Below are 24,785 nucleotides of genomic sequence, written 5' to 3'. Positions count from 1 at the left end.
TCAGGGGTGGACTACTCCACGTCCCCGCCCGAGTCCTCCGCGTCGTCGATCTGCTGCTCCAGGCCGAGCTGTTCGGCGAGCCACTTGTCGAACTCGATGGCCGCGCGGACCCAGCTCACGACGGAGGAGACGAAGTGGTTGATGTCGACGCCCGTGCCGATCAGCATCTGGGCCTCGCCGATGAGGCGGACCGTGCCGTCGTCGTGGGTGTGGGTGTAGACCTTGGGCCACAGGGTGCGCCGGTTCCAGTCGTCGACGGACTCCAGCAGCCGCGTCTTCTCCTCGATCTGGTGCGGACGGTCGTAGAAGGTCCGCACGGAGAAGACGGCCTGCTCGTCCTCGCCGCGGAACATGAAGTACGTACGGAACTGCTCCCAGGGCGCCGCGAGGTCGCCCTCCTCGTCCACGACGTACTTCAGCTCCATCTGGTCCAGGAGCTGCTTCACGAGGTCCTGGTCCGGGAGGACGGGGCCCGTCGGCCCCTCCGGCTGCTGCTCGGGCTGGCCCCCGAAGTTCGGAATCGAGGACGGGTCGATGCTCACCGTGGTTCTCCTTCGTACGGAATTCCGCCATCCTCCCCCAGAAGGGGAGGTCCGTGGCAAGCCCCGGCGCGGCCTGTCAGCCACGGGCGGAAACACGGCCGCACCCGGGTGTCACGCGTCGCCTGGACGAGTGACACCCGGGCCGCGGGGGCAAACGCCCAGGCCGTCTCCTACAGGGACTTACCCGTGGCCGGAGCCACCCTCAGGCCCTCCTCCGCGCGGTCCACGCGGACCGTGTCGCCGTCCTTGATCTCGCCGGAGAGGATCTCCTTGGCGAGGCGGTCGCCGATGGCCGTCTGGACCAGGCGGCGCAGCGGGCGGGCGCCGTACGCCGGGTCGTTGCCCTCCTCCGCGAGCCAGGCCAGCGCCTCGGGCGTGACGTCGAGGGTGAGGCGCCGCTCCGCCAGCCGGCGGCCGAGCCGGTCGATCTGGAGGCGGGCGATCCGGGCCAGCTCCGCCTCGCTGAGCGCGGAGAACACCACGAGGTCGTCCAGCCGGTTCAGGAACTCCGGCTTGAAGGAGGCCCGTACCGTGTCCAGCACCCGCTGCCGCTTCTGCGCCTCGTCCAGTGCCGGGTCGACCAGGTACTGGCTGCCCAGGTTGGAGGTCAGCACCAGGATGGTGTTGCGGAAGTCGACCGTACGGCCCTGGCCGTCCGTCAGGCGGCCGTCGTCCAGCACCTGGAGCAGGATGTCGAAGACCTCGGGGTGCGCCTTCTCCACCTCGTCCAGCAGCACCACGCTGTACGGGCGGCGCCGCACGGCCTCGGTGAGCTGGCCGCCCTCCTCGTACCCGACGTAGCCGGGAGGCGCGCCGACCAGGCGAGCGACGCTGTGCTTCTCGCCGTACTCCGACATGTCGATGCGGATCATCGCCCGCTCGTCGTCGAAGAGGAAGTCCGCGAGTGCCTTGGCCAGTTCGGTCTTGCCGACGCCGGTCGGGCCGAGGAACAGGAAGGAGCCGGTGGGCCGGTCGGGGTCGGCGACCCCGGCCCGCGAGCGGCGCACCGCGTCGGCGACGGCCTGCACGGCCTCGCTCTGGCCGATGAGCCGCTTGCCCAGCTCGTCCTCCATGCGCAGCAGCTTCTGCGTCTCGCCCTCCAGCAGGCGGCCGGCCGGGATGCCGGTCCAGGCGGCGACGACGTCCGCGATGTCGTCGGAGCCGACCTCCTCCTTGACCATGGTGTCCCGCGCGGCCTCCTCCTCGGCCTCGGAGGCGGCCTCCAGCTCCTTCTCCAGCTCGGGGATCTCCCCGTAGAGCAGCTTGGAGGCGGTGTCGAAGTCGCCGTCGCGCTGGGCGCGTTCGGCCTGGCCGCGCAGGTCGTCCAGGCGCTCCTTCAGCTCACCGACCCGGTTGAGGGACTGCTTCTCCTTCTCCCAGCGGGCGGTGAGCCCGCGCAGCTCCTCCTCCTTGTCGGCGAGGTCGCGGCGCAGCCGCTCCAGGCGGTCGCGGGAGGCCGGGTCGGTCTCCTTGCCGATCGCCAGCTCCTCCATGCGCAGCCGGTCGACCCCGCGCTGGAGCTCGTCGATCTCGACGGGCGAGGAGTCGATCTCCATGCGCAGCCGGGACGCGGCCTCGTCCACGAGGTCGATCGCCTTGTCGGGGAGGAACCGGGAGGTGATGTACCGGTCGGACAGGGTCGCGGCGGCCACCAGCGCGCTGTCCGCGATCTGCACCTTGTGGTGCGCCTCGTACCGCCCCTTCAGACCGCGCAGGATCGCGATGGTGTCCTCGACGCTCGGCTCGGCCACCAGCACCTGCTGGAAGCGCCGCTCCAGCGCCGGGTCCTTCTCGATCCGCTCGCGGTACTCGTCCAGCGTGGTCGCGCCGACCATGCGCAGCTCGCCACGGGCCAGCATCGGCTTGAGCATGTTGCCCGCGTCCATCGCGGAGTCGCCCCCGGCGCCCGCGCCGACGACGGTGTGCAGCTCGTCGATGAAGGTGATGACCTGCCCGTCGGAGTCCTTGATCTCCGAGAGCACGGCCTTGAGCCGCTCCTCGAACTCACCGCGGTACTTGGCGCCCGCGACCATCGCGCCGAGGTCCAGCGAGACCAGCCGCTTGTCCTTCAGGGACTCCGGCACATCGCCCTTGACGATGCGCTGGGCCAGCCCCTCGACCACGGCGGTCTTGCCGACGCCCGGCTCACCGATGAGGACGGGGTTGTTCTTGGTGCGGCGGCTCAGCACCTGCACGACCCGGCGGATCTCCTGGTCCCGGCCGATGACCGGGTCGAGGCGGCCCTCGCGGGCGGCGGCGGTGAAGTCGGTGCCGAACTTCTCCAGGGCCTTGTACTGACCCTCGGGGTCGGCGGTGGTCACGCGGCGTCCTCCTCTGGCCTTCTGGAAGGCGTCTTGCAGCTTCTTGGCGGTGGCTCCCTGCTCGCGGAGCACGTCCCCGGCGGCGCCGCCCTTCGCGGCGAGACCGGTCAGCAGGTGTTCGGTGGAGAGGTAGTCGTCCCCGAGGTCCCCGGCGCGCTCGTCGGCGTCCGCGAGGACGGCGAGCAGCTCCCGGCTGGGCTGCGGAGGCGCGACGGTGGAGCCGGTCACGCTGGGCAGCGTGGAGAGCGCGCGCTCGGCCCCGGCGCGCACGGCGGCCGGATCGGCGCCGACGGCGGCGAGCAGGTCGGTGATGTTCTCGTTGTCCTGACCCGCGAGCAGCGCGAGCAACAGGTGAGCGGGCGTCAGGTCGGGATGCCCCTCCGTCACGGCCCGCTGGCTCGCGGCGTTGATCGCGTCCCGGCTCCTGTTGGTCAGCTCGGCGTCCACGTGCGTGTTCTCCCCTTCCGCCACTACACCACTGATGACTTGACCAGTGTACACAAACTTGAGTCTGGTGCGCTCAATTAAGCGCGGCGAACTTCAGATTGGCTAGGTTTCAGCCATGCCCTCATACTCCGTGGACCTGGACGCACCGGACGAGTCGTACGTCGCCTTCTGGCGGGAGCGGCACCTGAGCACGCTCACCACGCTGCGCCCGGACGGCAGCCCGCACGTGGTGCCGGTGTGCGTGACCTGGGACCCCGAGGCGGGGATCGCGCGCGTCATCACCAGCGGCACCAGCACCAAGGCGGCGCTGGTGCGCGCGGCCGGGGAGGAAGGGGCGCGGGTGGCGGTGTGCCAGGTGGACGGCCGGCGCTGGGCCACGCTGGAGGGGCGGGCGCGGGTGCGCGAGGACCGGGAGGCGGTCACGGAGGCGGAACGGCGCTTCACCGAGCGGTACGGCCGCGAGCCCCGGGAGAACCCGCTGCGGGTCGCCCTGGAGATCCGGGTGGAACGCGCGCTCGGGCGCGGCTGAGGAATTCCGGCCAGCCGGCCGGGGCGCCGAAACCCCGAAATATGCGCAGAAACTGCAGCGGCGTCACCGTGTTCAGGTCACGGTGACGCCGCTGCGGGGGGAAGTACCTGAGGCGATCTTTTACGACGGGGGAATCGCGTCAGGCACTGCGGGGGGTGGCAGTTGTGGTCCTGAGGTCGGCGACCTCGGGCTCCGCGAGACGGTGGTCCCGCTGGTCCAGATTGACGAAGATCATGCCGTACCGGACGGCACACCGCACCGGCTGCGGCGCGCCGCGTGGCTTGCGCAGACAGCGGTACGCCCGTACGTCCTCGTCCTCGTCCCGGGTGACCACCACCGGCTCGCCGAACACTGTCACCATCAACGAGTCGCCGCTGTGGGGGATGGCGGTGACCAGGTCGATGAAGTGCCAGCCGGAGCGGTAGGCGGTGGCCATCTCACGACGGAAGGAGCGGTCGTCGGGAGGCGTGGTCATGGTGATCAGTCCCACCGCGTGTCGAGCGGGGCGACGTCCCACCTCGTGTCCGCGGGGGTGGTGTCCCACCTGGTGTCCGCCGGCGTGGTGTCCCACCGGGTGTCCTGAACGCCCGCCGCTTTCACGGCCCCCCCGTCACCCGGCGAGTGCGCGCTCGTCGCACCGGAGAGGCCCGCCAGTGTTCCGACGGCCGCAACGGCGGAGAGAGCGGCAACAAGCGCCGAGCGAAGCATTCTGTTACGCATGGTCGGCTTCGTCCTCACTTGAAAGTCCCCTCTTCCCCCGTCGAGTTAGACGATGGCTCATTCAGGCACATCATCGCCACACGATCGGTGCATCATGTTCCTGCATGTTCAGGACCCTGGGGGGTGGAGATTTGGCAACAAACGGGACAGAGGCGACACATCCCCACGCGGTGACAGAGATGTGCGCGGAAGGAAGCCGCCTCTACGCGAGCGCGCTGCGCACCGGCCGCATCCCGCGCACGGACGCCGAGGCGGCTCCGTGCCTGATGGAGTTCGCCCTGCTCCACCCCGACCCGGACGATCCCGGCTGGCTGCGCCCGGTGGCGCCGGCCGTCGCGCTGGCCCAGCGGCTGACCCCGATCGAGCGGGAGATCGCCGAGCGGCGGCGCCGGTCCATCGTGCTGTCCGAGATCTTCGAACCCTTCATGACGCTGAGCGCCCGCGAGGACGCCCCGACACACGCCATCACCGTCCTGGAGGGCCTGGACCGCATCAACGCGGCCCTGGACCTCGCCACCGGCCAGTGCCGCACCGAGGTGCTCACCGTGCAGCCCGGCGGCCGCCGCAGCCCCGAGAACCGCCTCCTGGAGGCACTGGACCGCGACCGCCCGCTGATCGAGCGCGGGGTGCGCATCCGCACCCTGTACCAGCACACCGCCCGCTACAGCGCCGACCGCCTCGCCTACGTGGACCGCTTCACCGACGGCAAGGCCGAGTACCGCACCATCGACGAACTGGTCGAGCGGCTGATCATCTGCGACGAGACGGTGGCCTTCATCCCGGTCCAGGAGGACCGCCAGGTCGCCCTGGAACTGCGCCACCCCGGCCTGGTGCGCTACCTCGTCAAGGTCTTCGAGTTCATGTGGAGCCGCGCGGTCCCGCTGAGCGCCGGCACGCCCTACGAGACCGCCCCGGACGGCATCACCGACATCCAGCACTCCATCGCCAAGCTGCTGGTGGAGGGGCACGTCGACGAGGCCATCGCCCGGCGCCTGGGGATGAACGTCCGCACCTGCCGCGCCCACATCGCCAAGCTCGCCACCGCGCTGGGCAGCGGCAGCCGGGCCCAGCTCGGTTACCTCATCGCCCGCTCCGGGATGCTCAACGAGGCCGACTAGGGCGGGAGTTCAGGGCGCGGGCACGCCCTCGGCGGGGGCGGGCACCGGTCCGTGCGAGGGGCCGTCCAGTCCCACCTGGGCGATCCGGACGCCGAGTTGGGTACGGCTGGTGGCGCCCAGGGTCTCCGAGAGCCGGGCGATGTGCGCGCGGCAGGTGCGCACGCTGATGCCGAGCCGCTCGGCGATCACCGCGTCCTGGTGGCCCTCGGCGAGGAGTGCGGCGATGGAGCGTTCGCGGTGCGAGATGCCCTCGATGCCGGTGTCGGGCAGCGGGGCGGTCAGCGGGATCGCCAGCCGCCACAGCCGCTCGAAGACGGTCACCAGGTACTCCACCAGCGCCGGGTGGCGCAGCTCCAGGGCCATCGTGCGGTCGGTGTTGGCGGGGATGAAGGCCACCGTGCGGTCGAAGAGGATCAGCCGGTCTATGACCTCGTCCAGCGTGCGGGCCTCCACCGCGTCACCCATCAGCTCCAGGTAGGTGAGCAACCCCTGTCCGTGCCGGGCGACATGGGTGTACAGGTCGCGCATCCGCACGCCCCGGCCGCGCAGTTCGAGCGCCCGGTGCAGTCCCTCGGTCAGCTCGGCCTCGCGCCGGATGCCGCCGGGCTGCACGGTGAGCACCTCGGTCGCACACCGCTCGGTCGCCTCGTCCATCGCGGCCTGGATACGGGTCAGCCCGTCCAGCACCCGGATCGCGGAGCCCTCACCCGGGGCGCCCAGGGCGGGCAGTTGACGGCCGAGCCCGGCGTACCGGTCGAACGCGGCGACCGCCGAGCCCATCCGGCGCCGGCTCTCGTTGACCTCGTCGTAGACCCCGCGCAGCAGCCGGGTCATCACCTCCTGCGGGGAGGTGGGGACCAGCCAGTCCATGTCGTCGGGGTCGGGGTGCAGCAGGGCCAGCTCCAGCAGGCAGGGCACCGGCTCCGCGTCCGCGCGGGGCACCCGGCCCCGGCGCACGGCACGGGAGTACACGCGGTCCCCCTGCCCGCACAGCCGGTCGGCACCGTGGGGATGCTCCTCCGTCGCGTGCCCGGCCATCGCCCATTCCACCCCCGGTCGCCGCCACTTCGCAGCGCAACTATGCGCGGCGCCGCCCGCCTCCGCAACACGGCTCCTCCTGCCCCCGGAACCGCGAAACACCGGTATGCCCGGATCTCCGGGGGCCGGGCGGCACGCGAAGAGGGAGGCGGCCCCGCCGTCACCGGGGCCGCCTCCCTCACCTGTCCCCGGGGCGCTCCCCGGCCGCGTACAGCCGCGTCAGTGCAGGCCCACGGCCGCGCAGGCCGACTTGTAGGCGGCGGTGCAGATCTGGTCGACGGTGTAGATGCCGTCCTCGACGACCGTTTCCTTGATCTTGCTCTTGGTCAGCGCGGTCACCTGGACCAGCTTGGCCGGGATCTGCTTGTCGGTGGGGCTGTCGACGCGGTCCTGGGTGAGGGCGTCGAACTGGATGTCCTTGCCCTGCACCTTGGCGACGGCCATCTGGGCCGCGGCCTCGGCCTCGTCCGGGTAGGACTTGTAGACGCTCATGTACTGCGTGCCCGCCAGGATGCGCTGCACGGCGTCCAGTTCGGCGTCCTGGCCGGTGATGGGGGGCAGGCTGGTGACGCCGGCGTTCTTCAGCGCCTTGATGATGCCGCCGGCCATGCCGTCGTTGGCGGAGTAGACGGCGGCGATGTTGTCCTTGCCGATCCGGGATATCGCCTGGGTCATGTTGGCCTCGGCGTTCTCCGGCTTCCAGTCCTTGGTGTCGAAGCTGTCCGCGATCGTCACCTTGCCGTTCAGCTCGGAGAGCGCGCCTTCCTTGAACTGCTTGGCGTTGGGGTCGGTGGGCGAGCCGTTCATCATCACGATCTTGTCGGAGAGCCCGGCACTCGAACCCAGCCGCTCCAGCAGGGAACGGCCCTGCACCTCGCCGACCAGCTCGTTGTCGAAGGAGATGTACGCCTGGATCGGACCCTCGGCCAGCCGGTCGTAGGCGATGACCGGGATACCCGCGTCCTTGGCCTTCTTCACGGCCGGCGCGATCGCGTGCGCGTCGACGGCGTCCAGCAGGATGACATTGACCTTCTCGTCGATCATCCGCTGCAACTGGTCGGCCTGCTGACCGGCGTCCGCGTCGGCGTTGGCGTACTCGACCTTGCCCTTCTTGTGGGTCAGTTCGGCCACCTTGGACTTGATGATGGGGTAGTCGAACTTGTCGTAGCGGGTGTTGGCCTTCTCCGGCAGCAGCAGGCCGACGGTGACCTGGTCGCCCATGGTCGGGCTGGCGCTCGCGTCGTCTCCCGCCGCGTTCAGGACGCCGCAGCCGGCGAGCGGGAGGACCATCGTGGTGACGGCCACGGACATGGCGATACGACGCATTCGAGGGCTCACTTCAGGTGCGTTCCGACGGGGTGCTGCGTGCTGACCCGGGTGTCTGAAAAGACAACTTGGCGGCGCCCCGCGGCGTCAAGCAAAACAACTTAACGAGATGGCAACACCACGCTGCGTGTGACCGGTGAAGACCTGGCGGAACCTTGCGCAACCCGCTGTAAACACCCTTCACAACCTCCCCGCGCGAACCGCGTGTTACGTACACACAGGCGAATGAAGTCAGCCACGGTGTGACCACGCGAAAGGGCCGGGAGGCTGGTGCCTCCCGGCCCTTGAAGAGTGCCCGGTCATGTCAGTCCGCCGACTGCTGCCGCTTCGGCCGCCACACCACCAGCGCGCTGGTCTGCTGGACCTCCTGGTACGGGACCAGATCGCGCCGGTAGGAGGCGTGCACCGCTGCCTCGCGCTGACGCATCGTCGCCGCCGCTCCGTCCAGCGCCGACTCCAGCTCCGCGACCCGGGACTGGAGGGCCGCCACGTGATTCTCCAGTTCGATGATGCGCTTGATGCCGGCCAGGTTGATGCCCTCGTCCTGCGACAACTGCTGCACCTGGCGGAGCAGTTCGATGTCACGGGCCGAGTAGCGCCGCCCGCGCCCCGCCGTGCGGTCCGGGGAGACCAGACCGAGGCGGTCGTACTGCCGGAGCGTCTGCGGATGGAGTCCGGAGAGCTGCGCGGCGACCGAGATGACGTAGACCGGGGTCTCCTCGGTCAGCTCGTACGGGTTGCGCCGACGACCTGGTGTGTCCATCGGGCTCATTCTCCCTTCGCGGCCTCGAACAGCTCCGCCCGCGGGTCCTCGTCCGCGGTCGCCTCGCGATACGCCTCCAGCGCCTCACGAGCCTTCCCCGAGAGGTCCTTCGGGACACTCACCTCCACGGTGATCAGCAGATCGCCGTGGCTGCCGTCCTTGCGCGCCGCGCCCTTGCCCCGCGCCCGCATGGTGCGGCCGTTGGGCGTGCCGGGCGGCACCTTCAGGGTGACCGGGGACCCGCCGAGGGTGGGCACCCGCACCTCGCCGCCGAGAGCGGCCTCGGCGAAGGTGACCGGCACGGTGACGGTGAGGTTGTCGCCCTTGCGGCCGAACACCTTGTGCTCGCCCACGTGGACGGTGACGTACAGGTCGCCCGCCGGACCGCCGCGCTCGCCCGGCGCGCCCTTGCCGCGCAGCCGGATGCGCTGCCCGTCGGTGACGCCCGCCGGGATGCGGACCTGCATGGTGCGCGAGGACTTGGCCCGGCCGCTGCCGCTGCACTCCGCGCAGGGGTGCTCGGCGATCAGGCCGCGGCCCTTGCAGTCGGGGCACGGGTCGGTGAGCGAGAAGCCGCCGCCGGAGCCCCGCGCGACCTGCCCGGTGCCGACGCAGGTCGGGCACACACGCGGCGTGCCGTTCTTGTCGCCGGTGCCCGAACACGCCTTGCAGGGCGCCTGGGAGGTCATCCTGAGCGGTACGGTCGCGCCCTCGATCGCCTCGGTGAAGCTGAGCGTCACCTCGGTGTCGACGTCCTGCCCCCGGCGCGGCTGGGTACGGGTGGTACCCGGGCCGCCCCGGTTGAACAGGCCGCCGAAGACATCGCCCAGGCCGCCGCCGAAGCTGCCGCTCTGCGCGCCGCCCGCACCGCCGGCGCCCCCGAAGAGGTCGCCGAGGTCGAAGTTGAACTGACCGCCGCCCGCGCCCGGCCCCGGCCGGAACCCGCCGTTGCCGAACAGGGCCCGCGCGTCGTCGTACTCCTTGCGCTTCTTGGGGTCGCCGAGGACGTCGTTCGCCTCGGAGATCTCCTTGAAGCGCTCCTCGGCGCGGGTGTTGCCCTTGTTGGCGTCCGGGTGGAACTCGCGGGCGAGCTTCCGGTACGCCTTCTTGATCTCGGCCTCGGTGGCGTCCTTGGGGACGCCGAGAACCTTGTAGAAGTCCTTCTCGATGAAGTCCTTGGTGCTCATCCCCGACGTCCCTCCTTCCGGACCTGCATGATTTCCGTGATTACGTCAGCCCTCCTCCGGGCCACCGTTCTCCTTGTCGTCGGCCGCGCTCTCCTCGGCCTCCTCCGCCTTGACGGTCTGCGCGCCGGGCTGCGGCTCGGCGACGGCCACCCGCGCGGGGCGGATGGTGCGCTCACCGATGCGGTAACCGGGCTGGAGGATGGCCACGCACGTCGTCTCGGTGACGTCGGGCGCGTAGGAGTGCATCAGGGCTTCGTGGATCGTCGGGTCGAAGGGCTCGCCCTCCTTGCCGAACTGCATGAGGCCCATCTTGGCCGCCACGGTCTCCAGCGACTCGGCGACCGACTTGAAGCCGCCGAGCAGTTCGCCGTGCTCCCGCGCGCGGCCGATGTCGTCGAGCACGGGCAGCAGCTCGGTCAGGAGGTTCGCGATGGCGACCTCCTTGACCGCGACGCGGTCGCGCTCGACGCGGCGGCGGTAGTTCTGGTACTCGGCCTGGAGGCGCTGGAGGTCGGCCGTGCGCTCACCGAGCGCCGTCCGCACCTGGTCCAGCTGCGCCACCAGACCGGCGTCCGCACTCGCGTCCCCAGCCGGGGCCGCCCCCTTCTCGGAGGCGGCCTTCGGCTCGGCGTCGTCGGGGTTCACGCCGGAGGGGACGTCGGGCTTCTCCTCGAAGCCCGGGGTCTCCTCCGTCACGCGGCACCGTCCTTGCGCTCGTCGTCGACGATCTCGGCGTCCACGACGTCGTCGTCCTTGGCCTCACCGGCGTCGGCGGACGGACCGCCGGCGGCCTGGGCACCCTGGGCGTCGGCGTACATGGCCTGGCCGAGCTTCTGCGAGACGGCCGCGACCTTCTCGGTGGCCGTACGGATCTCGGCGCTGTCCTCGCCCTTGAGCTTCTCCTTCAGCTCGGCGACAGCCTCCTCGACCTCGGTCTTGATCTCGCCCGGGACCTTGTCCTCGTTGTCCTTGAGGAACTTCTCGGTCTGGTAGACGAGCTGCTCGCCCTGGTTGCGGGACTCGGCGGCCTCGCGGCGGGCGTGGTCCTCCTCCGCGTACTTCTCCGCCTCCTGGCGCATGCGGTCGACCTCGTCCTTCGGCAGCGAGGAGCCGCCGGTGACGGTCATCTTCTGCTCCTTGCCCGTGCCCAGGTCCTTCGCGGTCACGTGCATGATGCCGTTGGCGTCGATGTCGAAGGCGACCTCGATCTGCGGGACACCGCGCGGGGCCGGCGGCAGACCGGTCAGCTCGAACATCCCGAGCTTCTTGTTGTACGCCGCGATCTCGCGCTCGCCCTGGTAGACCTGGATCTGCACGGAGGGCTGGTTGTCCTCGGCGGTGGTGAAGATCTCGGACCGCTTGGTCGGGATCGTCGTGTTCCGCTCGATGAGCTTGGTCATGATGCCACCCTTGGTCTCGATGCCGAGGGACAGCGGGGTGACGTCGAGGAGCAGGACGTCCTTGACCTCGCCCTTGAGGACACCGGCCTGGAGGGCCGCGCCGATGGCGACGACCTCGTCCGGGTTGACGCCCTTGTTGGCCTCGTTGCCGCCGGTCAGTTCCTTGACCAGCTCGGCGACGGCCGGCATACGGGTCGAACCGCCGACGAGGACCACGTGGTCGATCTCGCCGAGCTGGATGCCCGCGTCCTTGATGACGTTGTGGAACGGCGTCTTGCAGCGCTCCAGGAGGTCGGCGGTGAGCTGCTGGAACTGGGCGCGGGTGAGCTTCTCGTCCAGGTGCAGCGGGCCCTCGGCGGACGCCGTGATGTAGGGCAGGTTGATCGAGGTCTCCGTGGAGGAGGACAGCTCGATCTTGGCCTTCTCGGCGGCCTCGCGGAGGCGCTGGAGGGCCATCTTGTCCTTGGCGAGGTCCACACCGTGGCCGGCCTTGAACTGCTGCACCAGGTAGTCGACGACGCGCTGGTCCCAGTCGTCACCACCGAGGTGGTTGTCACCGTTGGTGGCCTTCACCTCGACGACGCCGTCACCGATCTCCAGCAGCGACACGTCGAAGGTGCCGCCACCGAGGTCGAAGACCAGGATGGTCTGGTCGTCCTTGTCGAGGCCGTACGCGAGAGCGGCGGCGGTCGGCTCGTTGACGATGCGCAGGACGTTCAGACCCGCGATCTCACCGGCCTCCTTGGTCGCCTGACGCTCGGAGTCGTTGAAGTACGCCGGGACGGTGATGACCGCGTCGGCCACCTTCTCGCCCAGGTAGGACTCGGCGTCGCGCTTGAGCTTCTGCAGGATGAAGGCGCTCATCTGCTGCGGGTTGAAGCTCTTGCCGTCCAGCTCGATCGACCAGTCGGTGCCCATGTGACGCTTCACCGAGCGGATGGTCCGGTCCACGTTCGTGACCGCCTGGCGCTTGGCGACCTCGCCGACGAGCACCTCACCGTTCTTGGCGAAGGCGACGACGGACGGCGTGGTCCGGGCACCCTCGGCGTTGGTGATGACGGTGGGCTCGCCGCCCTCCAGAACGCTGACGACGGAGTTAGTCGTGCCCAGGTCGATGCCGACCGCACGTGCCATGGTTGATTCCTCCAGAGAACTTGAGTGGGACTGGCTCAAGTGTGCCACTCCGATCGCACGGGGTCAACAGACATGAGTCGACCGGGCTCAACTCTTATATGGCGCTTATATGCAAGGAGGCGTTCACCCTGGCGGGACGCGGGTTCCCCCGTCCCGGCGAAGGCAACCCTCAGCGACTCATCTCACCCCGCGCCGTGCTGCATCGCGCAGGAGGATGGGGGTAGTCTCAGACGGACTGCATAAGTTACCGCTTAGTAATTTCGAGGCCGCCTCAGGAGCCCCTCATGCAACTCGCCGCGATCATCGTGTCGCTGGTCCTGACCGTGGTCGGTGTCGCGCTGCTCGCCCGGGCCATCGGACAGTTCGTCCGGTACTTCAAGCTGGGCCAGCCCGTCCCCGCCGGTACCCGGACCGACAACCCGTACCAGCGCAGCGTGACCCTGGTGCGGGAGTTCCTCGGCCACACCCGGATGAACCGGTGGGGCATCGTCGGCGTGGCCCACTGGTTCGTCGCCGTGGGCTTCCTGACGCTGCCGCCGACCCTGGCCCAGGCGTTCGGCCAGCTCTTCAAGGCCGACTGGACACTGCCCTTCATCGGCGACTTCCTGCCCTTCGAGCTGTACATCGAGTTCATCGGCGTGATGACCGTGCTCGGCATCGCCGTGCTCATGGTCATCCGGCTGCTGAGCCTGCCCAGCCGGCCGGGCCGCAAGTCCCGCTTCGCCGGCTCCAAGGCCGGCCAGGCGTACTTCGTCGAGTACGTCATCCTCACCATCGGCCTGGCGATCTACACCCTGCGCGGCCTCGAGGGCGCCCTGCACCACGTGGACCACTACGAGGCGGCCTACTTCGCCTCGTACCCGCTGGTCCTCGCCTTCAAGGCGCTCAGCGTCTCCACGCTGCAGAACCTGGTCTACCTGGTCGCCATGATCAAGATCGGGACCTCGTTCATCTGGATGATCGTGGTCTCGCTCAACACCAACATGGGTGTGGCCTGGCACCGCTTCCTGGCGTTCCCGAACATCTGGTTCAAGCGGGACGCGGACGGCGGGGTCGCCCTCGGCGCGCTCCAGCCGATGACCTCCGGCGGCAAGCCGATCGACTTCACCGACCCCGGTGAGGACGACGTCTTCGGTGTCTCCCAGGTCGAGCAGTTCTCCTGGAAGGGCCTGCTGGACTTCTCCACCTGCACCGAGTGCGGCCGCTGCCAGTCGCAGTGCCCCGCGTGGAACACCGGCAAGCCGCTCTCCCCGAAGCTGCTGATCATGTCGCTGCGGGACCACGCCCACGCCAAGGCGCCGTACCTGCTCGCGGGTGGCGGCAAGACCATGGAGGGCGACGAGAAGGCGTCCGCGGAGCAGCTGAAGGACGTGCCCGCCGCCGCCCTCGCCGAGGCCGAGCGCCCCCTCATCGGCACCGCCGAGGAGAACGGCGTCATCGACCCCGACGTCCTGTGGTCCTGCACCACCTGCGGCGCCTGTGTCGAGCAGTGCCCGGTGGACATCGAGCACGTCGACCACATCGTCGACATGCGCCGCTACCAGGTGATGATCGAGTCCGCGTTCCCGTCCGAGGCGGGCACGATGCTCAAGAACCTGGAGAAGAAGGGCAACCCCTGGGGCCTGGCCAAGAAGCAGCGCCTGGAGTGGACCAAGGAGGTCGACTTCGAGGTCCCGGTCGTCGGCAAGGACATCGAGGACCTCTCCGAGGTCGAGTACCTCTACTGGGTCGGCTGCGCCGGCGCTCTGGAGGACCGCGCCAAGAAGACGACCAAGGCGTTCGCCGAGCTGCTGCACATCGCGGGCGTCAAGTTCGCCATCATGGGCGGCGACGAGAAGTGCACCGGTGACTCCGCCCGCCGTCTCGGCAACGAGCCCCTGTTCCAGGAGCTCGGCATGGAGAACGTCATGTCCCTCAACGCCGCCTTCGGCGAGGAGATGGACGACGACGGCAAGGTGGTCCCCGAGTCGGCGAAGCCCAAGTCGGCCAAGAAGATCGTCGCCACCTGCCCGCACTGCCTCAACACGCTCGGCAACGAGTACCCGCAGCTCGGCGGCGACTACGAGGTCATCCACCACACCCAGCTGCTCCAGCACCTGGTGGACGAGGGCAAGCTGATCCCCGTCACCCCGGTCGAGGGCATCATCACGTACCACGACCCCTGCTACCTGGGCCGGCACAACAAGATCTACACGCCTCCGCGCGAGATCATCGGCAAGGTCCCGGGGCTCCGGAACGAGGAGATGCACCGCCACAAGGAGCGCGGCTTCTGCTGTGGCGCCGGTGGCGCGCGGATGTGGATGGAGGAGCGGATCGGCAAGCGCATCAACAACGAGCGCGTCGACGAGGCCCTCTCCCTCAACCCGGACATCGTCTCCACCGCCTGCCCGTTCTGCCTGGTCATGCTGACCGACTCGGTCAACGGCAAGAAGAACGACGGCAAGGCCAAGGAGTCCATCCAGGTCGTGGACGTCGCCCAGCTCCTGCTGGACTCCGTCCGCACCCCGGCGGACCCCGCGGACGAGGACGAGCCGGCCACCGAGCCGGAGCCCGAGCCGGTGAAGTAGTCCACCGCTTCGCACACGACGGCGCCCCCCGGTCCACGAGACCGGGGGGCGCCGTCGTACCCGTAAGGGCTACTTCGGGGACGCCTGCTGGACGACCTCGAACGACCACAGGGTGGACCCCGCCGCGGCCGGCCGCTGCTTCTCGCCGCCCTCGCCCGCGCCCTGGTGGGCGGCCTTCATGGGGCCCTCCATCCACGCCTGGAAGGCCGCGTCGTCGCGCCAGCGGGTGTACACGAGGTACTGGTCGGTGCCCTCCACCGGCCGCAGCAGCTCGAACCACTCGAACCCGTCCGAGCTCTCCACCGTGTGCGCCCGCGAGGCGAACCGCTTCTCCAGCACCTCCCGCTGCTCGTCGGGAACGGTCAGCACATTGATCTTCACTACGCTCATGCCCCCATCCTGCCCCCAGCGGTCCGGCCATGCCGCCCCGGAAGTTTCTCCGCATGTCGCACAACCGTTCCCCACCGCTGTCGGTCTGATGATCGCCAACCGCTTCGCGGCGCCCTGCGCAAGACAGGGTCCACGCGGGCCGTCGGCCCCACACCGACTCGCGGACGCCGTTCCCGGCATCCCCGTACGCCGCAGGAGAACCCCATGCGCGCGCACCACAGAATCGCCCTGGCGACGGCCACCGCGGCCGCCCTCACCGGCGGCCTGCTCGGCCTCACCGCCGCCCCGGCCACGGCCGCCGACTCCACCACGGTGGCCAAGGCCGACTTCAACGGCGACGGCATCGGCGACCTCGCCACCTCGGCCGGCGACGCCTATGTGAACGGCCGCAAGGGCGCCGGCCAGGTCGTCGTCCTGTACGGCACCAAGACCGGCGTCTCCGGCGCCAAGCGCACCACCCTCAGCCAGGACACCCCCGGCGTCCCCGGCGGCGCCGAGACCGGCGACACGTTCGGCTCCTCGCTGGCGTACGGCGACTTCAACGGCGACGGCTACGACGACCTCGCCGTCGGCGTCCCGCACGAGAAGCTCGGCAGCGACACCAACGCCGGTGCCGTCACCCTGCTCTGGGGCTCCGAGAACGGGCTGACCGGCAAGAGCGCGGACCTCCCCGACCCGGCGCAGTCCTCACACGACTACTGGGGCCGCGTCATGGCGGCCGGCGACTACGACGGGGACGGCCGCACCGACCTCGTGGTGGGCGCGTCGACCTCCACGCTGTACCTCTACAAGGGCGGCTTCAGCTCCACCGGCACCGCCCCGAGCCGCACCACCGTCAACCCGCCGATCCAGTCGGGCGACGACAAGTACCCCTTCGGCCCGATGAACCTGACCGCGGGCGACGTCAACGGCGACGGGCGCACCGACCTCGTCGTGGACGGCTACGAGAACAAGACCCCCTACGGGTGGAACACCAACTACTGGCTGCCCGGCACCGCGAACGGTCTCAGCACCGCCGCCGCCAAGAAGCTCAGGTCCGGCATCATCACCGGGATCGGTGACATCAACGGCGACGGCTACGGCGACATCGTCAGCGGCGCCATGTGGGACGGCGGCAAGCTGGAGGACGGCACCCCGATCCCGGACGCCTCCACCGGGGGCCGCGTCAACATCACCTACGGGTCCGTCTCCGGGCCGAACCGCACCGCCTCGATCAACCAGGACACCGGCAACGTCCCCGGCGGGTCCGAGAAGGGCGACGGCTTCGGGAGCGAGCTGGACCTCGGCGACATCAACGGCGACGGCTACCAGGACCTCGTGATCAGCAGCATGTTCGAGGACCTCGGCAAGGTGTCCGAGGCGGGCATGGTCACCGTGCTGTACGGCTCCGCGAGCGGCGTGAACACCACCAGCCGCGCCCAGTCCTTCGCCCAGAGCAGCACGGGCGTCCCCGGCGGCGACGAGAAGGCCGACCACTTCGGCGCCGACGTCAAGCTGGACGACGTCACCGGCGACGGCCGGGCCGACCTGCTGATCGGCTCCGACGAGGACGGCGGCGACGGCGCCCTCACCTACCTGCCCTCCGACGGCACGAGGATCACCACGAAGGGCGCCCGCTTCGTCAACGCCTCCGCCGTGGGCGTCTCCACCTCCGGCACCCCGCGCTTCACCAGCATCTTCGCCAACTGAGACCCGTAACCCGGCGCCGGCTTCGCGGCCGCCGCCCGACCCCGACGCCGACCCTGACGGTCCCTTAGGGGATGTCACAGGATGGCCGCAATGCCGGGCCCGACCCCCTGGGCCCGGCACGCGGGGGGCCGGGAGCAGGTACGTTCGACGGGTGGCTGGATTCAGGATGGGACGCGGGGACCGGAACAACCGCACCGCGCAAGGACAGCAGGCGCACGCACCCCAGGGCCCGTCGTACGGCGGTCAGGCCCCGCAGCACGGGCAGCGGGGGCCCGCGTACGGGTACCCGCAGGGGAACCACTACGGGTACCCGGGGCCGGCGAACGACGGACCGGAGTACTTGGGCGACCCCGGCCACGGCGGGCACGACCCGTACGCGGCGAACCAGCCGGGCCACACCCAGGCGTTCTCCGTCGACGAGGCGTCCGCCTACTCACAGGGCGAGACCTACCACGCGGGCTCGGCGCAGCCCCCCGGCCCGTCCGGGCCGCCGCTGCACTGGAAGGAACTGCTGAAGGGGGTCGTGTTCAACCCCAACCCGACCTTCCTCCGCATGCGGGACTACACGATGTGGGGCCCCGCCCTGATCGTGACGTTCCTCTACGGCCTGCTCGCGGTGTTCGGCTTCGACGGCGCCCGCGCGGACGTGATCGGCGCGACCTTCACCAACGCGGTGCCCATCGTGCTGGTCTCGGCCGTGGTGATGGTGCTGAGCGCGTTCATCCTGGGCGTGGTCACCCACACCCTGGCCCGCCAGCTCGGCGGCGACGGCGCCTGGCAGCCCACCGTCGGCCTGTCCATGCTGATCATGTCGCTGACGGACGCGCCTCGCCTGGTCTTCGCCATGTTCTTCGGCGGCGACGCGAGCTTCGTGCAGGTCATCGGCTGGGTCACCTGGCTCGGCGCGGGCGCGCTGCTCACCCTGATGGTCTCCCGCTCCCACGACCTGCCCTGGCCGAAGGCGCTGGGCGCGTCCGCGATCCAGCTGATCGCGCTGCTGTCGATCGTGAAGCTGGGGACGTTCTGACTCCGGTCCGCACAGATTCCGCGTACATGTAGGAGGGGCTCCCGGCACCGTGCCGGGAGCCCCTCCTGCGTTCCGGTTCATCGGCGCCGCGAGTCAGGGCACGACCCGAAAGCGACGAGGCCCACCGCGGTGGGGAGATGCGGGACATCTCTGCACCGCCGCAGTGGGCCTCGTTCGCCGCGGCAGCGGCCTCGTCATCCGTCCAGGCCGTCATTGATCAATTCGAAGGTGCGCGCAGTGATCTTCTTCTCCGCGTCCTTCGTGCCTTGCGTGATGCCGCCCTGGTTGTTGTTGGTGCCGCTCTGCGTGCCGCCCTGGGTGTTGTCGGTACCGCCCTGTGTGCCGCCCTGGGTGTTGCCGTTGCCTGCGCCCTGGACACCGCCCTGGGTGTTCCCCTCGCCGCTCTGCGTGCCGCCCTGGGTGTTGCCGATACCGCCCTGCGTGCCACCCTGGGTGTTGTTGGTACCGCCCTGGGTGTTGAAGACGTTGCCGTAATACCCATGGTTGAAAACAACAGTGACTTCCGCGGGATATCCCGGATAGGTGCGGTTGTCCGCGGAAGCCTGGCTTGCCGTTGCGCCTGTCAGCGCCACGGCAGCGGCAAAAGACAGGGTTGCGTAGATTCCGACCCGCTTCACGGTAGGCCTTTCTAGACAGCAGACAGGACTTCTTGCGGACCAAATTAGTCGCAAGCTGTCACCGCGTTACTACAACGACACAGGCGATGTCACCCGTACAGAGCGTCTTGGGGCCGCACCTTGAGGGTGAGGCTCTTTGCGTGCCGGGCGATCGACATGGGAGAACGCGGCATCACCCCGCAGAGATTTCCTCCGCGGGGTGACGAACTCCGTCTATCGATTAGCCCTGGACACCGCCCTGGGTGTTGCCATTGCCGCCACCCTGCACGCCGCCCTGGGTGTTGCCATTGCCGCCACCCTGGACACCGCCCTGGGTGTTGCCATTGCCGCCACCCTGGACACCGCCCTGGGTGTTGCCATTGCCGCCACCCTGGACACCGCCCTGGGTGTTGCCGTTACCGCCACCCTGGACACCGCCCTGGGTGTTGCCATTGCCGCCACCCTGCACGCCGCCCTGGGTGTTGCCATTGCCGCCACCCTGCACGCCGCCCTGGGTGTTGCCCCTACCGCCGCCTTGGACACCGCCCTGGGTGTTGCCGTTACCGCCACCCTGCACCCCGCCCTGGGTGTTGCCATTGCCGCCACCCTGGACACCGCCCTGGGTGTTCCCCCTACCGCCGCCTTGGACCCCGCCCTGCGTGTTGCCGTTACCGCCACCCTGGACCCCGCCCTGCGTGTTGCCGTTACCGCCACCCTGCACCCCGCCCTGGGTGTTGCCGTTACCGCTGCCCTGGACACCGCCCTGCGTGTTCCCCCTACCGCTGCCCTGGACGCCGCCCTGGGTGTTGCGGCCCTGAGCATTACGGTTGGTCTTGCAGTTCTTCTTCTGGCACGGCTTGTCCGGCGTCGTCGCGTGAGTTCCTGTGGGCGCCGGGGTGGCGAATGCGGAGGAGGGCGCCAGGGCACCCCCAGCAGCCAGGGCAGCCGATGCCGTCACCAGCGCCGCACGCTTCGCGAAGTTCTGCATGATGAATCCTTTCCGGGGACTATCGGGACCTGCCGGTTCGCGGCCCCGATTCGATTACGGAGGGCGTTCTCCGTAGCCCTGGGGCTCAAGCCGCCTCAACTCCGAGACGTCAGGACGCGGCGGACCGCCACAGTCTTTTCTCGGAGGCGCGGGGGAACCCGGGTTTGGAACTCCTCGACCAGCATGCGCCGCCGTCTCCGGCGGCGCATCGGGCGAACACCCCAACTTCCACCCCGGGCACACCCCAGGTCCCGGCACGGCGCCCGGGCATTACCGTCCCGACGGCCTACCTGCCGGGATCGGGCTGGACCTTTTGCGCGTCTCCGGCCCCGGAGAGAAACTGACATTGATGGACCTGCTAGAGCGAGAGGCCGTTCTCCAGGACCTCACCGGCCATCTGAAAGTGGCAGTGAGCGGCCCGGGACGCCTGGCCCTTGTGCGTGGCGAGACCGGCATCGGCAAGACCGCCGTTGTTCACCGGCTGGCCCGGCTGGCCGATCCCCACGTCCGGGTTCTGACGGGCGCCTGTGATCCGCTGGCCACTCCGCGCCCGTTGGGCCCCTTCACGGACCTGGCTCCGAACCTGGGCGCCGCGGCGCGGACCGCCCTGACCGGGGCGCTGGCCGGCACCTGCCGTCCCGACGAGCTCTTCGACTGCCTGCTCGCCGACCTGAGTTCCTATCCGAGCCTGCTGGTCGTGGAGGACGTCCACTGGGCCGACGAGGCCACGATGGACCTGCTGCGCCATCTGACCCGGCGCCTGCCCGGCGTTCCCGCGTTGGTGGTGGTCACCTACCGCGACGACGAGATCGGCCGGACCCACGACCTGACCGCCCTCCTCGGCACCCTGGCCGGTTATCCGTGGGTGCACCGCCACGACCTGCTCCCCCTGAGCCGCCGGGCCGTGGCCCAACTGGCCGCCGGACACACGGTGGACGCCGAGCAGGTGTACCGACTGTCCGCCGGCAACCCGTTCATCGTCACCTCGGTCCTGGCCGCCCCTGCCGAGCCCGTCCCGGCCACCGTGCGCGAGGCCGTCGCGGGCCGCCTGGCCGGCCTGTCGGCCTCGGCGCGCCGGGTGGTCGACGTGCTGGCCGTCCTCGGACGCCGGGTCCCGCTGCCGCTGCTGGCCGGCATACTGCCGGCTCCGGAGGAGGCTCTCGACGAGGCCGTGGCCTGCGGCATCGTACGCACCGAGGGGCGCACGGCCGAGTTCCGCCAAGAGCTGACCCGGCGGGCGGTACTGGAGGCCGTACCCGCCGCCCACCGGCTGCGAGTACATCGCCAGGCACTGGCATTGATGCGGTCCGGGCCGGTCGCGGCGGACGACCTGGCGCCGCTGGCCGACCATTCGGAGGGCGCCGAGGACGCGGCCGCCGTGCTGGAGTACGCGCCCGCGGCGGCCGCCCACGCCGCCGCGTCGGGCGCGCACCGGGAAGCGGCCGCCCAGTACGCCCGCGCCCTGCGGTACGCCGACGACCTGCCCGCCGAACAGCAGACCTCCCTGCTGGAGGGCCACTCGCAGGCCTGTCTGCTGTCCAGCCGACTCGACGAGGGGGTGGCTTCCCGCCGTACGGCGGTGCGGCTGCGCCGCGCACTGGGTGACCGGCTGCGCGAGGGGGAGGACCTGCGCTGGCTGTCGTGCTGGCTGTGGTCGGCCGGGCGCACCGCCGAGGCCAGGCAGACCGGCCTGGAGGCAGTGCGGGTACTCGAACGGCTGCGACCGAGCCGGGAGTTGGCGTGGGCCTACCTGAACCTCTGCCAGTTGGCCTGTCACGAGCAGGAAGGGGTCGCGGTGGCCGCCGCCTACGCCGAGAAGGCGGCCGCTCTGGGCGAGCGTTTCGGCGATGCGGGGGTGGCCGGCCAGGCGCACTTCCATGCCGCGGCGGCACGCCTGCTGAGCGAAGGGGCGGGGTGGGAGGACTGCGAGCGGGCGGTGTCCAGCGCGATGGCGCGGGATCTGCCGGTGGACGCGGGCTTCCTGGCGCTCACCCTGTGCCGGATCGGCGCGTTGCAGCATGATGCCGACCGGACCACCGCGGCCGCGAGCCGGGCGGAAGCCTACTTCCTCGATCACGACCTGCTGCCCCACCTGCTGTGCGCGAGGGCCTGGGACAGCTGGGGGCTGCTGAACCGGGGCCTGTGGACCGAGGCCGCCGACACCGCGCAGCAGGTCGTCTCCCACCCCGGCTCACCGCCGGTGGGCGAGGCCCTGGCCCTGACCGTCCTGGGCCTGGTGCGGGCCCGGCAGGGCAGGGACCAGGTGTGGCCGCTGCTGGACCGGGCGGCGGGCCTCGCCGACTCGGACTGCCTGCTGGACACGGGTCTCGGGTGGGAGGCCCGGGTCGAGGCGGCCTGGCTGGCCGGTGACCACGAACTGGTCCAGACGGAGGCGCGCAACGGGCTGGCCGCGTTGGCGGAGCGTACGCACCCCTGGCTGTCCGGCCCGCTGGCCTGCTGGATCCGCCGCGCCGGCGGGACACCCCCGCAGGTGCCGGCCGCCGAACCCTACGCGCTGGAGCTGACCGGCGACTGGGCGGGCGCCGCGGCCCGCTGGGACGGGCTCGGTTGCCCGCACGACGCGGCGCTGGCCCGCCTGTCCGGCGACGCAGCCGCGCTGCGCGAGGCCCTGGCGGCCTTCGAGGCCCTGGACGCCCGGCCGGCCGTGGCACGCACCCGCGCCGTCATGCGCGCTCGGGGGGTCCGCCCGATCCGGCGCGGCGCACGGGCGGCCACCCGGGCCAACCCGTACGGGCTGACCAACCGGGAGGTGGACGTCCTCAAACTGCTGAACGAGGGCCTGTCGGACGCCGAGATCGCCGTCCGCCTCTACATCACGCCCAAGACCGCCGGGCACCACGTGGGCGCGGTGCTGGCCAAGCTCGGCGTCCACACCCGGCACGACGCCGCCCGCAAACTGCACCCTTCCGAGCCGTGACAGGGGTTCTGTGATGAGTACCAAGAGAGCAGCGAGCCGGAATGCCGGTGCGGTGGCCGCGGCTTTCTGCGTCTGCTGCGTCTCACTCGGTGCCTGGGGTGCGTCAGGTGCGGCGGCGAGCGAGTCGGGCACCCGGTGGGAGAACTCGCCGGCCGCGTTCACGGAGTCGGTGCCCCAGTGCTACGCGACGCGCGGTGCTCCGCAGGAGATCGTGTGCTATCGGCATTCGTGGAAGGCCGAGTACAGGCATGGCGACGTGGTCTACGTGCCCATCCTCATCCAGGTCCCCAGGCCCGCACATCCGGCGTCCGTGGTGCTCGTCGACCGCTTGGACGACATTCGTCCGGGCGGCACCTGACGCTGTGCGGGCATGCGGGCCTACGGGGCTTGCGGCGACGGTCCTACAGGGCGTCCTTCGAGGGCGTGACCGGAGTGCCCGCCTTGCGGCAGGGCGGCAGAACGGACCACGGGAAGTTGATCCAGTCCTCGGTGCGCTTCCAGACGTACTCGCACTTCACCAGGGAGTGGGACTTCTCGTAGATGACGGCGGAACGCACCTCGGCGACCGTGTCGAGGCAGAAGTCGCGCACCAGCTTGAGCGTCTTGCCGGTGTCGGCGACGTCGTCGGTGATGAGCACCTTCTTGTCGGAGAAGTCGATGCGGTCCGGGACGGGCGCCAGCATCACCGGCATGTCGAGCGTGGTGCCGACGCCGGTGTAGAACTCCACGTTCACCAGGTGGATGTTCTTGCAGTCCAGGGCGTAGGCCAGGCCGCCGGCCACGAAGACGCCGCCGCGCGCGATGCTCAGCACGATGTCGGGCTCGAAGCCGTCGTCCGCGATGGTCTGCGCCAGCTCACGGACGGCCGTGCCGAAGCGCTCGTAGGTCAGGTTCTCCCGCACGTCGCTCATATCGTCGTCGCCCTCATACCTGGGTCCGGTGGAAGTTCAGGAAGGACCGCGAGGCGGTCGGGCCGCGCTGGCCCTGGTAGCGGGAGCCGTAGCGCTCGCTGCCGTAGGGGTGCTCGGCGGGGGAGGACAGCCGGAACATGCAGAGCTGGCCGATCTTCATACCGGGCCAGAGCTTGATCGGCAGGGTGGCGAGGTTGGACAGCTCCAGGGTGACGTGGCCGCTGAAGCCGGGGTCGATGAAGCCGGCGGTGGAGTGGGTGACCAGGCCGAGCCGGCCCAGCGAGCTCTTGCCCTCCAGACGGGAGGCGAGGTCGTCGGGAAGCGTGATGACCTCGTACGTGCTCGCCAGCACGAACTCACCGGGGTGCAGGATGAACGGCTCGTCGCCCTCGGGCTCCACCAGCCGGGTGAGGTCCGGCTGCTCCACGGAGGGGTCGATGTGGGGGTACCGGTGGTTCTCGAACACCCGGAAGTAACGGTCCAGCCGTACGTCGATGCTCGAGGGCTGAACCATGGATTCTTCGAAGGGATCGATCCGGACCCGCCCGGCGTCGATCTCGGCCCGGATGTCCTTGTCTGAGAGAAGCACGTCCCGAGGATACGCAAGGGGCACGGACCGCCGACAATCGCGACGGGCCCGCGCCCCTGGTGGTGCGTGTGCGTATGTGTCTGCGGGTGTGTGTCTACCGCTTCTGCAGCGTGACCGGCACCGCGCTGCGCAGCCGCGCGCAGCGGGGGCACCGGACGAGCCGGCCGGGGCCGAGGCGCTCGGCCTGCTGCATCGGGAACGTAGCGGCGCTGAAGACGTGCCCGTCCGCGCAGCGGACGACGGTGCGTTCCATCAAGTCCCTCAAGTCCCTTCCCCAGGAGCCGCGTCGGGCTCGCTCCCCCGACGCCGAATGCCACATTACGGGACGAACCGGAACCTGATCCAGGCGGCACTCCGGGGCCCCGCGGCCCCCACCGTACGCCCCGCTCCACCCCACCCCGACCCACCCATGAGGTACAGTGAGCGAGCGCTCGGACGCCGACTGCAGTCCAGTCGATATGTCCGTATTGCGCGGGTGTAGTTTAATGGTAGAACATCAGCTTCCCAAGCTGAGAGCGCGAGTTCGATTCTCGTCACCCGCTCT

The 24,785-nt window shown here is 70.1% G+C and carries 21 protein-coding genes and 1 tRNA gene; 7 read left to right on the top strand and 15 right to left on the bottom strand.

The window, feature by feature from the left end; all coding sequences use genetic code 11:
- Window positions 1-11 precede the first annotated feature (11 nt).
- Window positions 12-542 (bottom strand): type III secretion system chaperone family protein, encoded by a 531-nt coding sequence (locus D0Z67_RS15395; protein ID WP_031178931.1) that lies wholly within the window; start codon window positions 540-542, stop codon window positions 12-14.
- Between the two features lie 170 nt (window positions 543-712).
- The gene (gene clpB / locus D0Z67_RS15390; RefSeq protein ID WP_031178932.1) at window positions 713-3,310 is read right to left on the bottom strand and encodes an ATP-dependent chaperone ClpB; all 2,598 of its coding nucleotides are present in this window, start codon (window positions 3,308-3,310) and stop codon (window positions 713-715) included.
- 115 nt (window positions 3,311-3,425) lie between these two features.
- Here clpB and D0Z67_RS15385 point away from each other — a divergent pair, with 115 nt between their 5' ends.
- The gene (locus D0Z67_RS15385) at window positions 3,426-3,839 is read left to right on the top strand and encodes a pyridoxamine 5'-phosphate oxidase family protein (protein ID WP_031178933.1); all 414 of its coding nucleotides are present in this window, start codon (window positions 3,426-3,428) and stop codon (window positions 3,837-3,839) included.
- A 139-nt stretch (window positions 3,840-3,978) separates the two neighbouring features.
- Here D0Z67_RS15385 and D0Z67_RS15380 read toward each other — a convergent pair whose 3' ends face one another.
- A complete protein-coding gene (locus D0Z67_RS15380; protein WP_030816552.1) occupies window positions 3,979-4,314 on the bottom strand; it encodes a Rieske (2Fe-2S) protein in 336 nt (111 codons plus the stop codon).
- A gap of 349 nt (window positions 4,315-4,663) precedes the next feature.
- Between D0Z67_RS15380 and D0Z67_RS15370 the strand changes: the two genes are divergently transcribed.
- Window positions 4,664-5,677 carry a helix-turn-helix transcriptional regulator gene (locus tag D0Z67_RS15370; RefSeq protein WP_078872966.1) on the top strand — a complete coding sequence of 338 codons (1,014 nt, stop codon included), beginning with the start codon at window positions 4,664-4,666 and terminating at the stop codon, window positions 5,675-5,677.
- 9 nt (window positions 5,678-5,686) lie between these two features.
- Here D0Z67_RS15370 and D0Z67_RS15365 read toward each other — a convergent pair whose 3' ends face one another.
- The 6 genes from D0Z67_RS15365 to dnaK form a co-directional block, all read right to left on the bottom strand.
- Window positions 5,687-6,715, bottom strand: a complete 1,029-nt coding sequence (locus D0Z67_RS15365; protein WP_031178936.1) for a helix-turn-helix transcriptional regulator — start codon at window positions 6,713-6,715, stop codon at window positions 5,687-5,689.
- Window positions 6,716-6,934: 219 nt separating this feature from the next.
- Window positions 6,935-8,041 carry a sugar ABC transporter substrate-binding protein gene (locus tag D0Z67_RS15360; protein WP_031178937.1) on the bottom strand — a complete coding sequence of 369 codons (1,107 nt, stop codon included), beginning with the start codon at window positions 8,039-8,041 and terminating at the stop codon, window positions 6,935-6,937.
- Between the two features lie 304 nt (window positions 8,042-8,345).
- Complete coding sequence (locus D0Z67_RS15355; RefSeq protein WP_030816557.1) at window positions 8,346-8,804, bottom strand: heat shock protein transcriptional repressor HspR; 459 nt, start codon at window positions 8,802-8,804, stop codon at window positions 8,346-8,348.
- Between the two features lie 5 nt (window positions 8,805-8,809).
- Entirely contained in the window at window positions 8,810-9,991 is a 1,182-nt protein-coding gene (dnaJ, locus tag D0Z67_RS15350) for a molecular chaperone DnaJ (protein ID WP_031178938.1), read from the bottom strand.
- A gap of 45 nt (window positions 9,992-10,036) precedes the next feature.
- Window positions 10,037-10,687, bottom strand: coding sequence for a nucleotide exchange factor GrpE (gene grpE, locus D0Z67_RS15345; protein WP_031178939.1), 651 nt, complete (start codon window positions 10,685-10,687; stop codon window positions 10,037-10,039).
- Window positions 10,684-12,525 (bottom strand): molecular chaperone DnaK, encoded by a 1,842-nt coding sequence (dnaK, locus tag D0Z67_RS15340; protein ID WP_031178940.1) that lies wholly within the window; start codon window positions 12,523-12,525, stop codon window positions 10,684-10,686. Before dnaK ends, grpE begins: the two co-directional genes overlap by 4 nt.
- A 284-nt stretch (window positions 12,526-12,809) precedes the next feature.
- Here dnaK and D0Z67_RS15335 point away from each other — a divergent pair, with 284 nt between their 5' ends.
- Window positions 12,810-15,092 (top strand): (Fe-S)-binding protein, encoded by a 2,283-nt coding sequence (locus tag D0Z67_RS15335; protein ID WP_031178941.1) that lies wholly within the window; start codon window positions 12,810-12,812, stop codon window positions 15,090-15,092.
- A 69-nt stretch (window positions 15,093-15,161) separates the two neighbouring features.
- On the opposite strand, the gene D0Z67_RS15330 is transcribed toward D0Z67_RS15335, so the two are convergent.
- Entirely contained in the window at window positions 15,162-15,482 is a 321-nt protein-coding gene (locus D0Z67_RS15330) for an antibiotic biosynthesis monooxygenase family protein (protein WP_031178942.1), read from the bottom strand.
- Window positions 15,483-15,686: 204 nt separating this feature from the next.
- Here D0Z67_RS15330 and D0Z67_RS15325 point away from each other — a divergent pair, with 204 nt between their 5' ends.
- Window positions 15,687-17,171: an FG-GAP and VCBS repeat-containing protein gene (locus D0Z67_RS15325; protein ID WP_031178943.1), complete on the top strand. Its 1,485-nt coding sequence runs from the start codon at window positions 15,687-15,689 to the stop codon at window positions 17,169-17,171.
- Window positions 17,172-17,322: 151 nt separating this feature from the next.
- Window positions 17,323-18,198, top strand: coding sequence for a YIP1 family protein (locus tag D0Z67_RS15320; protein WP_031178944.1), 876 nt, complete (start codon window positions 17,323-17,325; stop codon window positions 18,196-18,198).
- A 194-nt stretch (window positions 18,199-18,392) separates the two neighbouring features.
- Here the strand turns inward: D0Z67_RS15320 and D0Z67_RS15315 are convergent, their stop codons facing one another.
- Both D0Z67_RS15315 and D0Z67_RS15310 read right to left on the bottom strand, forming a co-directional pair.
- Entirely contained in the window at window positions 18,393-18,836 is a 444-nt protein-coding gene (locus D0Z67_RS15315; protein WP_131589654.1) for a hypothetical protein, read from the bottom strand.
- Between the two features lie 220 nt (window positions 18,837-19,056).
- Entirely contained in the window at window positions 19,057-19,803 is a 747-nt protein-coding gene (locus D0Z67_RS15310; protein WP_165507349.1) for a hypothetical protein, read from the bottom strand.
- 349 nt (window positions 19,804-20,152) lie between these two features.
- On the opposite strand from D0Z67_RS15310, the gene D0Z67_RS15305 reads away from it, so the two are divergent.
- On the top strand, window positions 20,153-22,741 hold the full coding sequence (locus D0Z67_RS15305) for an ATP-binding protein (RefSeq protein WP_078872968.1): 2,589 nt from the start codon (window positions 20,153-20,155) through the stop codon (window positions 22,739-22,741).
- 401 nt (window positions 22,742-23,142) lie between these two features.
- On the opposite strand, the gene D0Z67_RS15300 is transcribed toward D0Z67_RS15305, so the two are convergent.
- From D0Z67_RS15300 to D0Z67_RS29690, 3 genes are all read right to left on the bottom strand, one after another.
- Window positions 23,143-23,652, bottom strand: coding sequence for a phosphoribosyltransferase (locus D0Z67_RS15300; protein ID WP_031178948.1), 510 nt, complete (start codon window positions 23,650-23,652; stop codon window positions 23,143-23,145).
- Between the two features lie 13 nt (window positions 23,653-23,665).
- On the bottom strand, window positions 23,666-24,241 hold the full coding sequence (gene dcd / locus D0Z67_RS15295) for a dCTP deaminase (RefSeq protein WP_030816566.1): 576 nt from the start codon (window positions 24,239-24,241) through the stop codon (window positions 23,666-23,668).
- 94 nt (window positions 24,242-24,335) lie between these two features.
- Window positions 24,336-24,494 (bottom strand): hypothetical protein, encoded by a 159-nt coding sequence (locus D0Z67_RS29690; RefSeq protein ID WP_165507348.1) that lies wholly within the window; start codon window positions 24,492-24,494, stop codon window positions 24,336-24,338.
- Window positions 24,495-24,712: 218 nt separating this feature from the next.
- Here D0Z67_RS29690 and D0Z67_RS15290 point away from each other — a divergent pair.
- Window positions 24,713-24,783: transfer RNA gene (locus D0Z67_RS15290), tRNA-Gly, on the top strand.
- The last annotated feature ends 2 nt before the right edge of the window (window positions 24,784-24,785 follow it).

Source organism: Streptomyces seoulensis (assembly GCF_004328625.1).
Lineage (GTDB): Bacteria > Actinomycetota > Actinomycetes > Streptomycetales > Streptomycetaceae > Streptomyces > Streptomyces seoulensis.
This window is presented reverse-complemented; position numbering and strand designations above follow the sequence as displayed.